Raw genomic sequence first — 14,628 nt, 5'->3', positions numbered from 1 at the left:
GATTCAACATTAAAATAAATCAAGATGAAACAGTTATTATTTTTAGTAAGCACATCCCTATTTATTTCATGTACTTCGAAAAATACCGAAACAACAGCTACAGAAGAGAATGCAATAAATTCACTCGAAGAAACGTATGATACACAGGTTGCTTTTACCAAAGCGTCTATAGAGGATAACGGTGAAACACTTGCCATATTTAATGCTAAGATGGAAAGTAATACTCTTTTAGATACCTTAAATATGGTATTTGCGGGGTCCCATATGGGAATCTTGGTTTATGAACAATTATCTCAGGAAGAGAAAGCTACTTATGGAGGATTTCAGGTTCAGTTTGAAAAAAATGGAGAGTCCTATGAGCAAGCTTTCAAATACAACAAAAACCTTGCAGTAAAAGCAATAGAGAAAGCGAAATTATTTGACGAATTTGCAGATAATTTGCTAGAGGGAAATTATGAAGAAGCCGCAGGTTTAGTTAAAATAGAAAACCGTAACGAAAATGATGTAAAAGCTCTAAACGATTATATGGAAATTCATATGGTAGAGCACGGAAAACCTACCGGATATAAAAGAACAGGATGGGGTTTAAATACTACCAATACCGTATTCCATTTTAATGGGTTTCTAACTTTTGACAATGGATATGTGCTTCCATTTTTAGTGGCTATGACCGATAATACGGTCGATACAACTTTAATTGGCTACAAATTTGAATAGCTATTGTTAGATTTAAGTTCCTTGTAGAAGTTACTTTTTTCCAAGTTCAGTACTATTTAGGAATTACGATTCTACAGGGAAGACATACTATTCCAGGAGACCAGAAAATCTTTATTAAATACTACGTTGCTACTGTTTTTAGAGTGTAACCATTTTAATTGTCTGGGACTCAAATATTGCTCAGCAGATTTTCTATTTCCTAAAGCACTATTAATTTTGGTGCGTTGCAATGGCGTAAGCGGGATATACTTAAAATTTGAATGCTGTAGATAATAATCCTCGTCTTTACTGGATGCGCGATAGCTATTGTCCTTTTGAATAGGTGCCATTTTATTTTGTTGGGCGAAACTCGTTAGGGTTTTATCACTAACAATTTCTGGATTGTAAGTAACTTTTACTACTTCATGACCCTTCATAAAGCCGGCTTCGGTGTTTAAGACGCCTTCGTTGCTTCCCAATTGTTTTTCGCCTGTCCAGAAACAATACATACTGTAGTAGGTCTCTTTAGCGGCTCCGTATTTGTTTCCCTTTAATTCTTGACCTAATAGTGTGATGTACTTCGGGATTTCTTTTCCTTCTTTCTGCAATACTTCGGTAATGGCATTATATACAGCCAGAGCAGAATAGTCACCAGCAATACGTTTGGTAAGGTTTTTACCGTTGTTATCTACAATATGTACTACAGGATTATTCCAGGTAGGTTCGTTGTATTTCTGAAGGATTTGTTTGTCTTTTCCGCCTTTGTTATTGAAGATAGCAAGGGGGATAAATTCGTTTTCAATGGCTTCTACCAATAACGGATTGCTCATTACGTTGTGTCCGTAGTTGCGGCATGTAGCGCATCCTGGTACTTCTTGAAACAGTATAAAAATAGGTTTGTTCTCTTTTGCTGAAAGTACTGCCGCTTGCTCATAATCCCTATACCACGCTACTTTTCCTAATTCTTCGTCTTGATTTTTTGGATTGGTCTTTTGCTGTGCATTTGCTGCAATAAATGAAACCAACACTAGCAAGAGGGTAAGAACATGAATCTTTTTCATAGCAATTATTTTTTTTACGTAGTCGGGTGACGACCCCGCTTCTTACAGGTGGGCATAAAAAAAGGAGCCTTTCTAGGGCTCCTTTTAGCATTTAATTTTGAAGGTTATCTACCGTAGAGCCCTTCATAGAGGTCTTTATACATTTCTTTAATTACTTTACGCTTGGCTTTCATAGTAGGAGTTAATTGTCCACCTTCAATAGTCCATACGTCTGGTGTAAGAGCAAAGGTTTTTACTTTCTCCCATTTACCAAAACGTTCATTGTAAGTGTCGAGCTCTTTTTGGATGCGTGCAATAAGTTTTTCATCTTTTGCAGCTTCAGCTGGATCTTTTGATATTCCGTTATTTTTTTTATTAATCCATTCGTTCACGAAATCCCAGTTAGGTTGTATTAAGGCAGCAGGCATTTTTTCGCCTTCACCCACCACAAGAATTTGCTCTATGAAGTTGGATTGCTTCATGGCATTCTCAATAAGTTGTGGTGCTACATATTTACCACCACTGGTTTTGAACATAGATTTTTTACGGTCGGTTATTTTTAAGAAACCTTCGCTGTCTATTTCTCCAATATCTCCTGTGTGGAAATATCCGTTTTTTAATACTTCGTCTGTTTGTTCTGGATCTTTATAATAGCCTATCATTACCTGAGGTCCTTTGATGAGAATTTCTCCATCTTCTGCTATTTTTACTTCGGTATCTGGTAGAGGTTTCCCAACAGTTCCAATTTTAAAACCGTGGTTACGCATATCATTTACTGAAACTACAGGTGATGTCTCTGTTAAACCATAGCCTTCCATTACGGGGCAACCCGCAGCGTTAAATACTCTTGCTAATCTTGGTTGCAAAGCTGCACTTCCAGAGGCAATAGCTTTTAAATTGCCGCCCAAAGCTTCTTGCCATTTGCTGAAGATTAATTTTCTGGCAATGCTTAATTGTGTTTCGTACCACCAGCCATTTTGACCATAGGGTTCCCATTTTAAACCTAATTCCACTGCCCAAAAGAATAATTTCTTTTTTACACCAGTGAGTTCGGTTCCCTTGGCAACAATCTTATCATACACCTTTTCAAGAAGACGGGGTACTGCAGTCATTACTTCTGGATGGATTTCTTTTAAATTTTCGCTTATGGTTTCTAAACTTTCAGCAAAATGAATACTCACGCCACAGTATTGGTACATATACAATAGCATACGTTCGTAAATATGGCACACTGGTAAAAAGCTTAACGCTTTACTTTTTCCCATAACAATAGGAAGACGTCCTTCGCTGTGTTTGGCATTACTGGCTATATTTTTATGGCTTAGCATGACACCTTTGGGTCTTCCAGTGGTTCCTGAGGTGTAAATTAAGGTCGCCAGATCATCTTCACCTATGCTATCCTTGCGTTTGTCTACTTCTTCTTGTAACTCTTTATGTTCATCTCCCAAAGCAATAACTTCCATCCAATTGGAGCAACCATCAATGGTTTCAAAACAGTATACTCCTTTTAATGAAGGAACATTTTGTTTAATCTTGTTTATTTTCTCTAATACTTCGGTACAGGAAACAAACACGTAGGTAGATTCAGAATGATTTAAAACATATTCATAATCATCTTCCGAAATAGTAGGGTAAATTGGTACATCCTGTGCGCCAGTTTGCAGAATGCCAATATCGCAGATATTCCACTCGGTACGATTGGTCATTGAAATTATGGCAATTTTGTCGTTAGGTTGTACCCCTAATTTAATAAGCCCACGACTTATAGAGTTGGCTTTGTCAACATATTCTTGGGTTGAGGTTTTTATCCATTCCCCATTTACTTTGCTTACCAAGGCACCCTCTTGTGGATACGTAGCAAGTTGATAATACGGGAAGTCGAAAAGTCTTTTAGGATCGGTCATAAGTACAGTGATTGTAAGTATGCAAAATAGGGAAAAATATTCAGTTTTATTGTAAAAAAAAGAAGCTGCTTATAGCGTTTATCTTTAAGCAATTATAAAAATGAAATTTATTGTTTTATAATTTTGAAGGAATGAGTTGCATCTCCCTTTTCAATTCTAAGAAAATATACGCCACTAGTATAGGCTTCCATATTGAACTTTTGTGAATATGAACTATTCTTTTGCTCCATTACGTTTTGTCCTAAAATATTGTATAGGTACAAATCATAATTTTTCTGGTTCGTTTCTAAATGTAACAAACTGGATACAGGGTTGGGATACAGGATATAATTTGTAGAAGTATCGCCTCGACCATCTAAAATATCGAGCGTAATGTCATCTAATAAAAAATGAACTTCAAAATTGTATGGATTTGGGTCGAAAGCAAAACGGTAATAAATGATTTTATTCGAATAAGTAGACAAATCAATTTCCTCTAATTCCCAATCTATAAAATTACCATAATATCCTGGTTGATTCTTAAATTGTTCGCTTAGATTGTATTTGGTAAGCTTTCCACAAAGTGTGTTCCAGGTTTCCTGATCTTCAGACACTTGAAACTGTACGAAAGATATCTCGTTTTGTAAATCATATTTAACTTGATACTTTAAAATTGCTTTATCAATCCCTTGTAGATTTATTGGATTTTTACTTGTTAAATAAGAAATAGAATCATTCTCTGTCTTAGCAATAATAGCATTTGGTTGCGTAAAAGGATCATTTTCTGTACTACTCCAAATAGTATCTCCTACCACATTAAAACTATTATTTAAAGAGCCTTCTTTGTAAAATGACGTGCTAGTTGATTTACCAAATATTTTTGAAACCTTTTTTCTGGTTTTATAAAGTCCGTTATCTATTACAATATGGTAGGTAATTTCATCTCCAAAATTGATGTTATTTGACAATTTAATATCCAAACTAACTTCCTTTTTTTCGAGAATAGCTAAATTCTCAATCGGTACTGTAGTTGAATTTCCCACGATATTATCTGAAACAGGTTCTATATATACCATAAAATCTCCCTCGCCACGCCCCAATCTTTGTATGCTTGCTGTAACTTGAGTTTTTAAAGAATTACCTACAAAAGGATTTTGAATATCTTTTGCTATCGCAAAGGGGAGTGCCATTTGTGGAATTGATAGATTAAAACTTAGCATTTCCTTGTTAATACTGTCTAATCGTTCTCTAGAGTCAGCTATAAAATTTCCTCCAACTGATGGAGTTTCAGTAAGGACAGAAAAAATAGGACTATGTGTATTTACAGTGCCGTAATTAAAATCTGATATTTTACCACCAATAGCACCACCCCCAGTGGCATGGTGCTCAAAGGTAAAATTATTTATAGTACTTGCTTCCTGTAAATACGATAGAAAATATTGATGATCTGGAGTTTGAGATATCATATCAAAATACGGAAATATAACTGAAGAACTGTATCCATTTCCAGCAGTACTATTGTGCGCTGTTATATTAAAAATAAATTCGTGTTGTTCTACAAACCATTTGTAAGCACGAGACTCTACCTCAGAAAATGGACCAGTCCCGGCATAACTATAGGATAATGGGTCTGTTAGTAAAGTTGGGTGATCGCTTAGTCCCCAAGTGCCTTGCGTTGGGTCGCCATTGACATAGCGTGTGAAATTTCTGTTTATATCAACGCCTTCAAAATCTGTAATTGCATCTTTTCTATTTTTTCTTCCTCCCCTAACAAAACCATATTTATTGTAAGTAAATTCAGAAAAAAGGTAACCATCAACATTTAGTGTAGGAATAAAATAGAGTTCTGTATTATCAAGAATCGCTGCTATTTTTTCATCCTTTTCATAATTTTCAAGGAGGTACCACATATAATAAATATTCTGGTTCATAGCACCCCATTCGTCTCCGTGTATTTGAGAATCATAGAGTATTTCAGGTTCCTCCTCATCTATATCTGGATTTTTTGAAATTTTAACCCAATAAATTGGGTTGTTGCCTATGCTGGGTGTTACTGAATCGTTTGGAGTGCCTTCGGTTCTAAAATCTCCTATCGTTGCTTTTTCAGAAATAAGATCGGGATAAAGAGACCGCATACGATCCAACTCCTCTAACATTTCTTGGTAGGTTAGATAAATTTCGGCCAAGCTTCCAGATCTGAAATTTTCTGGAGTTTCATAAATTAGATCGGAGTCTGTACAATAATAATTTATTTGAGCAATACTTTCAGTACCTACTGCAAGAGAGAAAAACAAAAAAAGTAGTAGTAGATGCCTCATAATAGTACTAAAGATACAAAAAAAAAGGAGCTCTGAATTGAGCTCCTTTTAGAATTTATATTACGTAAGCTATTGCTTTACAATCTTAACAGTTTGTGAGGCTTCCTGAGAGGTTAATCTCATTAAGTAAATACCGTTTGCAAAATTGCTGTAGTTTACTGTGGTAGTATTTGAATTGTCTTTATTTTCAAATACTTTTTGTCCTTGGATAGTAAATATCTCGACAGCATATTTATTGATACTTGTCTTAATGGTAAGAATGTCCTGTACCGGATTAGGGAATAGTGTGAATGCATTTTGAAACGAATCTTCAACATTTAGCACAGTATCATCCACAATACTTATAGTAAGATCGTCAAAATAGAAGCCATCTCTTCGCTCTGCATTGTCCGAAGCAAAGTGAAAACGAACCAAAATTGTTTCACCCAGATAATCACTTAAATCTATTTCTTCCAAAATCCAATCGTTTTGTACACCATCGTATAGCGGTTGTCCTTCTGGCTGAAACCCATTGTCACTACCAGCATTCGTATACGTACCGCACTGCGGTATCCAGGAACTTCCATTATTGGTGCTTACTTCAACTTGTGTGTAGTCCCAGTTATCTTCTATATTCCATTTTGCATAAAATGAAAGACTCGCCCCTTTTGCAGTAGTTAGATCTATTTCTTCAGAGAGTGCAATGGTCTTGTCATCATCATTTTGATAATTTCCATTTGGAGAGTCTGTAATCGAGCTTGATGGAGATACAAAAGTGATTCCCGTTGTACCCCAACCATTGTTGGTAAAATTGTCCACTGTACTATCACCCTCGTCTTCAAAGACAGGAATGAGGTTTCCAAATTTTTTGGTCACCAGTGTTTTTGTTTCATAACTACCATTGTAAACGACCAATTCATATACAATAGCATCACCAGAAGCTGTGCCGCCTCCCAAAGAAATATTAATACTTCCAGATTGCGTTTCTAATAAATCCATTCCCGAGAAGGTAGTGCCTCCTCCAACAAACGTAATATTATTTGAAATAGGGTTTATATGTACAGTAAACGAGCCAGTACCTGCGATGCCCAATCTCTTAATATCATAGGTAGCCACAATATTTGATTCTGAACCTACAAACTGAGAACCCGTAGAACTAACTGAAGCATAGTTATTCACCATTTTCGAAGAGGTTAGGTTTAGGTACATCATTCCCTTGGAGATAGGAATAATTTGATTAGAACTTGGCCAAAAGGCTGGGCCAATCTCTGGAGTGTACGCATATATTTTATCGTGGGTACCAACAGTACCGTACATAAAATCATCACTATCTCCGGCAGCCGCATACAACTCTGATGAAAGTTGATTGGCAAAACCATTTCTTGATACTAACTCATCACCAACAGCATTAAATAATTCATCTTCTGGTGTCATTACATTTTCCTCATAACCATAAGGATATAGTAAGAGATTTCCGAATGAATGATTATTAAAAGCCATGACGAAATCATGATTTTCTACAAACCATTTCATTGCCTGATTTTCAACTTCAGAAAAAGGACCGGTACCTCTGTAAACTTCACTCCCTGTGTTTCCAGAAGTTCCTTCACCACCCCACACGCCATTAGCTGAGTTACCATTTATATAGTAATCGTAATTTCGGTTGTTGTCTACTCCGTAACCATTTTTTCTGTTTTTTCTCCAAAAACCGCCTCCATTAGGATCGGTTTTTTCATTGTATAAATATCCGTCTGGGTTTACTACGGGTACAAAATAAAGTTCTGTATTGTCCACAATGCTCTTTATTTCAGGATCTGTATCATAATTTTCTAACAAATACCACATGTAAAAAATTAGTTGTGAGAGCGATTGAGGCTCACGGGCATGATGTATAGCCGAATATAAAATTTGTGGTTCGCCTTCGTTCGTAGTTGGGTTATCGCTAATTTTCACCCATTTAATCCCGTTTCCTCCAATAGAGGGCGTTACAGAGTTGTCTGGTTGGCCTTCGGTTAAAAAATTACTAATGTTTTCTTTAGCAGTAATAAGGTTTGGATATAAGGCTTTCATCTGGTCCAACTCATCCAGCATTTCCTGATAGGTTAAAAAGCCACCCATACTTCCAAGATTAAAATTTGCTGGGGTTTCATAATCATCAGAATTTTCTGCACAGCTTGAATTTCTTACTGGAGCGGGATTGCGATTTTGCTGAAGGAAAAATTCTTTCGAATCTTCTACTAAAATTTCAACCTGAAACCCTGCAGCTCGTACTTTCTGTAATTCTGAAATAGAAAAATCTGAAATTACAAAATGTCCATTTTTATGAATCCCATGATCTACAGCCAGCCCTAAAGATTCTAAAGTTTCTAAACTGTTAGAAGCCGTGTAGGAAATTTTGGCTTTTTGGTATTTTTCTTGAAGTTCTTGAGCACCTGCTATAGTGAAAAGAAAAAAACTGCATATAAGTAGTGTGTATTTCATAGTTGGGTATTATGGGTATTATTTAATTTGGTTGGTCTGCGAACAAGCAGGAACCTTACGTATGCGTAGGCTTTAATTCATTAGTAGGAGTAAAGGAACGCGTCAAAAAATAAATTATTTATTTATGCTACCGTTTCTAACCATTTCCTAGCATTCACAAAACCTTCCAGCCAAGGAGACACTTCGTCACTATGATCTGTTGGGTAGTTTGCCCAATTCCAAGGGAAAGTAGAGCGCTCCAGGTGTGGCATCATTACCAAATGTCTTCCAGTAGCATCGGTCATCATAGCTGCGTTATAATCGCTGCCGTTCGGATTGCTTGGGAAAGCGTCGTAGCCATATTTGCCAACAATGTTGTAATGGCTTTCTTTCTTCGGAAAACTAAACTTCCCTTCTCCGTGTGCCGCCCAAATTCCTAGCGTACTTCCCGCTAAACTTGAAAGCATCACCGAGTTGTTTTCTTGGATGGTAACCGAAGTGAAATTACATTCAAACTTACCCGTTTCATTGTGGAGCATTTTCGGTTTTTCATCATCTTCAGGTGTCATGAGTCCTAACTCGATAAACAATTGACAACCGTTGCAAACACCCAATGACAGTGTGTTTTCTCTATTAAAGAAATCTTTAAGCGCTTTATTCGCCTTTTCGTTATATAAAAAGGCGCCTGCCCAACCTTTGGCGCTTCCCAATACATCACTATTTGAGAACCCGCCCACGGCAGCAATAAACTGAATGTCTTCCAAGGTTTCACGACCTGTTATCAAATCGGTCATATGGACGTCTTTTACATCAAAGCCAGCGAGGTACATAGCGTTTGCCATTTCACGCTCGCTATTACTTCCTTTTTCTCTAATAATAGCTGCTTTAATTCTTGGGCTACCATTACCTGGTTCAGGGTGACGTGGGTTTTTTCCTGTAAAGTGCTTCGGAAATGTATACTGAAGGGGTTGTTCTTTATAATTATTAAAACGTTCCTTTGCCTTGGTAACACCGCTTTGTTTTTTGTCTAGTAAATACGAAGTCTTGTACCACATATCACGCATTTCAGGAATTGAAAAGGATTCTTTTTCTGAATGATTAGTAATTTCCAGCGTTTCAGTTTCGGTTACAGAACCAATCTTTACAAAATCTATTTGGTTTTCAGCAAGCATTTTTTCTACTGAACTATCTTTTTCTGCCTGAATTACGACGGCACAGTTTTCAGCAAATAATACTTTTATAGTATCTTTTTCATGTAATCCTGAAAGATCCAATTCAGCACCCAGATTCAAATCTGCAAAGCACATTTCTAACAAAGTAGTGATCAATCCGCCCGATGCTACATCGTGTCCCGCGGCTATGCTTCCTTCAGTAATTAATGTTTGTAGGGTGTTGAAAACCGTTTTTACATAGGCAGCGCTTTTTACCGTAGGCGCTTCGTTGCCAATTACATTAAGAGTTTGTGCAAATGACGAACCACCTAATTTGAAAGTATCCTGCGAAAATGAAATATAGTACAGACTTCCTTTTTCTTTTTGAAGTACAGGTTCTACCACCTTCGAAATAGCATTACAATGCCCGGCTGCCGAAATAATCACCGTTCCCGGGGAAATTACTTCTTCGTTCTTATATTTCTGCTTCATGGAGAGTGAATCCTTTCCAGTAGGCACATTAATACCCAGATCGATAGAAAATTCACTAACGGCTTCTACGGCTTTGTACAAACGCGCATCTTCGCCAGGGTTATTACAAGGCCACATCCAGTTGGCAGAAAGAGAAATACTTTTTAATTGTTCTTCTAACGGAGCCCAAACTATATTGGTTAAGGCTTCAGTAATAGAATTTCTGGCACCCGCAACTGGATCTATCAATCCCGAAATAGGGGAGTGCCCAATACTGGTGGCTACTCCATTTGTGCCATTATAATCCAATGCCATGACACCGCAATTATTAAGTGGCAATTGCAAAGGTCCAGCGCATTGTTGTTTTGCAACGCGTCCTGTTACACAGCGGTCTACCTTGTTAGTAAGCCAGTCTTTACAGGCCACGGCTTCTAATTGCAATACGTGAGTTACATATTCTTTTAATTTTGAAGCTTCGTAGGTTGGGTTTGGATAGTTTCTTTTTACTGAAACATCATTCATAATAGTTTTTGGGGAGCTGCCAAACATATCGGCCAGTTCAAAATCCATGGGTTTTGCACCTGTGGTTTTGCTCTCAAAAACAAATTTATAGTCGCCTGTTACCTCACCTACTTCATACATAGGCGAGCGTTCACGATCTGCGATGCGTTGCAGTTTGTCTATATCTTTTTCGGCAATCACTAATCCCATACGTTCCTGGGATTCGTTGCCTATAATTTCTTTGGCTGAAAGGGTTGGATCTCCCACAGGTAGTTTGTCAAGATCTATTTTTCCACCCGTTTCTTCTACCAGTTCGCTCAAACAGTTGAGGTGTCCACCTGCCCCGTGATCGTGTATGGAAACGATGCTGTTATGATCACTTTCTACCATCCCGCGTACGGCATTGGCAGCGCGTTTTTGCATTTCTGGATTGGAACGCTGTATGGCGTTTAGTTCAATTCCGCTAGAGAATTCGCCTGTATCTGCACTAGAGACGGCAGCGCCTCCCATCCCGATTCGGTAGTTTTCACCTCCAAGGATAACTACTTTATCCCCTTTTTTTGGAACGTCTTTGATGGCTTGGTCTGCTTTTCCGTAGCCAATACCACCAGCGAGCATGATTACTTTATCAAACCCTAATTTACGCGTCTCTTCTTGGTGCTCAAAAGTTAACACAGAACCTGCAATTAATGGCTGTCCAAACTTGTTTCCAAAATCTGAAGCACCATTGCTGGCTTTTATTAAAATATCTAAGGGAGTTTGATATAGCCAATCACGCTCCTCCATTGCTTTTTCCCAAGGACGGTTTTCTTCTAATCTGGAATACGATGTCATATATACAGCGGTTCCTGCCAGAGGAAGAGAGCCTTTTCCACCAGCAAGGCGGTCTCTAATTTCTCCACCACTTCCTGTGGCTGCGCCATTAAAAGGTTCTACGGTGGTTGGGAAATTGTGTGTTTCGGCTTTTATGGAAATAACACTATCAAACTCTTTGGTCTCGTAATATTCCGGAACGTCTGGAGCTTTGGGAGCAAATTGAGTTGCTTGAGGTCCTTTTACAAAAGCTACGTTGTCTTTATAAGCCGAAACAATACCATTTGGGTGTGCTTCGGATGTTTTTTTAATCATTTTAAATAGTGAAGAAGGCATTTCTTCACCATCTATAATAAAAGTACCGTTAAAGATTTTATGACGGCAATGTTCACTATTCGCCTGGCTAAAACCAAACACTTCACTATCGGTCAACTTTCTGCCTAAGCGGGTAGCAAGATTTTCAAGGTAAATTACCTCTTCATCGTTAAGTGCTAATCCTTCGACTTTATTATAGGCTCCAATATCACTAATTTCTAGAATACCTTCAGGCATCATATTAATAGTAAAAATATCCTGATCTAATGCAGGATATTTCTGTAATAGCATGGGGTCATAGTCTGAGAAATCTTCGGTTGCATGTATGAACTCTTCAATCCTTATAATTCCTTCAATGCCCATGTTCTGGGTGATTTCAACGGCATTCGTGCTCCAGGGAGTTATCATAGCAGCGCGGGGACCAATAAAAAAATCCGCAATTGCGGACTGTTCTACTTTAGGTTGGTTTCCGAAGAGCCACACCAATTTTTGATTATTTTCTGAAGTAATTTCCCCTTGGGTTTGTACAGCAAAAATGTTGTTTTTTGCATTTCCGAAGAAGTGGATCATTCGCTTAGAATTTAAAGGCCAAAGTTTGATGTACTAAGGCGAGTTTTTGAAGATGCAAAGATACTAAATTTCAAATTATTTTATTGTATTTGATTTTAAAACTAAAAAGAACATACCACACCTATAAAGGTCATTTTTTTAATTAGTCTATTTTATCGTAAATTGCGCCCACATTATTTTGTCGTAAGTTCTTGCTATTACAACGACATACTTTAAATGTTAATCAATTTAAAATAAATTATGAAAAAGAAATTTCTACTCATTCTTGTTGTTGCGTGTTTTGGTACACTAGCTTTTGCGCAAGAAAATTTTCCTCCTGTGATTGTTACCCAAGGAACATATCTAGGTGAGTCCCAGCCATTGAGAGATGCGCCCACCGCTCCTTTATTTACAGAAGAAATAACCGATCAATTTAGAATAGACCAAAGATTCACCTACACAGGTGGACTTACCGACGATGGTTCGCCAGATGGGTTTGATCCCTTAGTGCAAACGGAGCCACCACTTTATGGACAAAAAAATTTAGATTTAAATTTTGACGGGATTACTGTAGCTGAGGCTGGAGGAGCGGCTCCGCCAGATCCTTCTGGAGCAGTAGGCCCAGACCATTATGTAACTGCAGTAAATTTAAGTGTAAAAATATTTGATAAGCAAGGTAATACCTTAGTAGGTCCAGTTAGCTTAAATACTTTTTTTGGAACTTCAGGGAATGGCGATCCTATTATAATGTATGATCAATTAGCAGATCGTTTTTTTGTGAGTCAATTTCGTGTTTCTAATAATGCCTTATTGATTGCAGTTTCTACAACACCAGATCCAACGGGTACATATTATGTATACCAGTATCCTTTATCTTCATTTCCAGATTACCCACATTACAGTGTGTGGCCTAACGCCTATTTTTTAACTGCGAATAAGGGTGGTCAAACTACGTATGCATTTGATAGAGAGGTTATGCTTAGAGGTGGTGAAGATCCTGCTTTAGTTGGATTTACCCTTCCAGGAGTTGTGAGAAACCCTGCGACAGTATTTAGTCCAGAACCAGCAAATTTATTAGGTAGAGTAGCACCAGCAGATGCGCCGGGATATATCGTTTATCTTCAGGATGATGCCTGGAGTGGAGTGACTGTAGACCACTTGAAAATATGGACAATAGACTTAGATTTTGATGGAAGTAGTACTATTTCTGCTCCAGCTGAAATTCCAGTACAGCCTTTTGATAGTTTCTTTAATGGTTTTGGTGTTGGAGATTTTAATCAACCAGGAACTGGACAAAGAATTGATGGTATCTCTGGTGTAATCTCTTATATGGCGAATTACAGAAGCTTTGATACACATAACTCATTGTTGGTAAATTTTAACTCCGATGTAGGTTCTCAAAAAGGAGCTATTAGATGGATAGAACTTAGAAATATTGGAAACGGACCATTTGTAGTATTCCAAGAAGGAACTTATTCTATAGCAGATAATGCGAACCGTTTTATGGGAAGTATGGGTATAGATAAAGACGGTAATATTGCCTTGGCATACAATGTCTCTGGTACGAGTACATTTCCAGGAATACGTTACACGGGTAGAATGGCAACAGATCCATTAGGAACCATGACTTTTCCAGAAACCACTATTGTTGATGGAGAAGGGGGGGTAAATACATTTAATAGATTTGGGGATTATGCTCAAATGACTATGGATATAGATAACCTTACATATTGGTATACTGGTGAGTATATAGGACCTACAAATAATTTTTGGAAAACAAGAGTAGCTTCATTTACCCTAGGAACTGCAGAAGCAAACGATGTAGGTGTTTATGCGTTTGCAAGCCCATTGTATGAAGGGCCTTTCACAAATGCTGAAACCATTCAGGCACAAGTTTCTAACTTTGGTACCAACAGTCAAACGGGTTTTGATATAGAATTAAGAGTAAATGGTACTTTAATTACCACAGATACATATACAGGAACCTTGGCTCCCGGAGAAAGAGCGATTCACGTTTTTAGTGAAACGGTAGACCTTTCTGCTGCAGGAGATTATTTAGTGTCTGGAACAGCTGTTTTAGCAGGAGATACGTATGACGAGAACAATGAATTTGTTTTTAAATACGTTCAAGAAGAAACGATTTTAGGAACTAACGATCCATCGTTTGTGAATAGAAATTTGTTAATCTATCCAACTACAGATAGAACCTATGAAATTTTTCTTTCAACTACTGCAGACTATGGTGATGTAGATTATATTTTATATGATTACACTGGGAAGCAGATTTTCAACGGTTCTTTAAATAAGGATAGCAGTGGATATAAAGCGCTAGTGAATATGAACACGAAAGCCGCAGGAGTTTATATCGTTCAAATCCAAAATGGATCTACTACTATGAGTAAGAAGATTTTGGTAAAATAAAGTAATAAAATAATTTTACGAAAAGGACATT

7 protein-coding genes are annotated in these 14,628 nt (G+C 37.5%); 2 read left to right on the top strand and 5 right to left on the bottom strand.

Features of this window, described 5'->3' with window-relative positions; translation table 11 throughout:
- Positions 1-24 precede the first annotated feature (24 nt).
- The gene (locus ACQ2HF_RS15965; RefSeq protein WP_432411420.1) at positions 25-717 is read left to right on the top strand and encodes a hypothetical protein; all 693 of its coding nucleotides are present in this window, start codon (positions 25-27) and stop codon (positions 715-717) included.
- Positions 718-788: 71 nt separating this feature from the next.
- Here ACQ2HF_RS15965 and ACQ2HF_RS15960 read toward each other — a convergent pair whose 3' ends face one another.
- From ACQ2HF_RS15960 to purL, 5 genes are all read right to left on the bottom strand, one after another.
- Positions 789-1,757, bottom strand: coding sequence for a VPGUxxT family thioredoxin-like (seleno)protein, type 2 (locus ACQ2HF_RS15960; protein ID WP_432411419.1), 969 nt, complete (start codon positions 1,755-1,757; stop codon positions 789-791).
- 104 nt (positions 1,758-1,861) lie between these two features.
- Positions 1,862-3,640 (bottom strand): AMP-dependent synthetase/ligase, encoded by a 1,779-nt coding sequence (locus tag ACQ2HF_RS15955; protein ID WP_432411418.1) that lies wholly within the window; start codon positions 3,638-3,640, stop codon positions 1,862-1,864.
- A 107-nt stretch (positions 3,641-3,747) separates the two neighbouring features.
- Entirely contained in the window at positions 3,748-5,937 is a 2,190-nt protein-coding gene (locus ACQ2HF_RS15950; RefSeq protein ID WP_432411417.1) for a M14 family zinc carboxypeptidase, read from the bottom strand.
- 69 nt (positions 5,938-6,006) lie between these two features.
- On the bottom strand, positions 6,007-8,397 hold the full coding sequence (locus tag ACQ2HF_RS15945; RefSeq protein WP_432411416.1) for a M14 family zinc carboxypeptidase: 2,391 nt from the start codon (positions 8,395-8,397) through the stop codon (positions 6,007-6,009).
- A gap of 122 nt (positions 8,398-8,519) precedes the next feature.
- A complete protein-coding gene (gene purL / locus ACQ2HF_RS15940) occupies positions 8,520-12,197 on the bottom strand; it encodes a phosphoribosylformylglycinamidine synthase (protein ID WP_432411415.1) in 3,678 nt (1,225 codons plus the stop codon).
- Between the two features lie 240 nt (positions 12,198-12,437).
- Between purL and ACQ2HF_RS15935 the strand changes: the two genes are divergently transcribed.
- Entirely contained in the window at positions 12,438-14,597 is a 2,160-nt protein-coding gene (locus ACQ2HF_RS15935) for a T9SS type A sorting domain-containing protein (protein ID WP_432411414.1), read from the top strand.
- The last annotated feature ends 31 nt before the right edge of the window (positions 14,598-14,628 follow it).

Source organism: Rasiella sp. SM2506 (assembly GCF_050859505.1).
Taxonomy (GTDB): domain Bacteria; phylum Bacteroidota; class Bacteroidia; order Flavobacteriales; family Flavobacteriaceae; genus Marinirhabdus.
This window is presented reverse-complemented; position numbering and strand designations above follow the sequence as displayed.

What these genes read in the sequence shown, in the direction of transcription:
- ACQ2HF_RS15965 (WP_432411420.1), top strand. Translation starts at nt 25, where the DNA reads ATGAAACAGTTATTATTTTTAGTAAGCACATCCCTATTTATTTCATGT.
- ACQ2HF_RS15960 (WP_432411419.1), bottom strand. Translation starts at nt 1,757, where the DNA reads ATGAAAAAGATTCATGTTCTTACCCTCTTGCTAGTGTTGGTTTCATTT.
- ACQ2HF_RS15955 (WP_432411418.1), bottom strand. Translation starts at nt 3,640, where the DNA reads ATGACCGATCCTAAAAGACTTTTCGACTTCCCGTATTATCAACTTGCT.
- ACQ2HF_RS15950 (WP_432411417.1), bottom strand. Translation starts at nt 5,937, where the DNA reads ATGAGGCATCTACTACTACTTTTTTTGTTTTTCTCTCTTGCAGTAGGT.
- ACQ2HF_RS15945 (WP_432411416.1), bottom strand. Translation starts at nt 8,397, where the DNA reads ATGAAATACACACTACTTATATGCAGTTTTTTTCTTTTCACTATAGCA.
- purL (WP_432411415.1), bottom strand. Translation starts at nt 12,197, where the DNA reads ATGATCCACTTCTTCGGAAATGCAAAAAACAACATTTTTGCTGTACAA.
- ACQ2HF_RS15935 (WP_432411414.1), top strand. Translation starts at nt 12,438, where the DNA reads ATGAAAAAGAAATTTCTACTCATTCTTGTTGTTGCGTGTTTTGGTACA.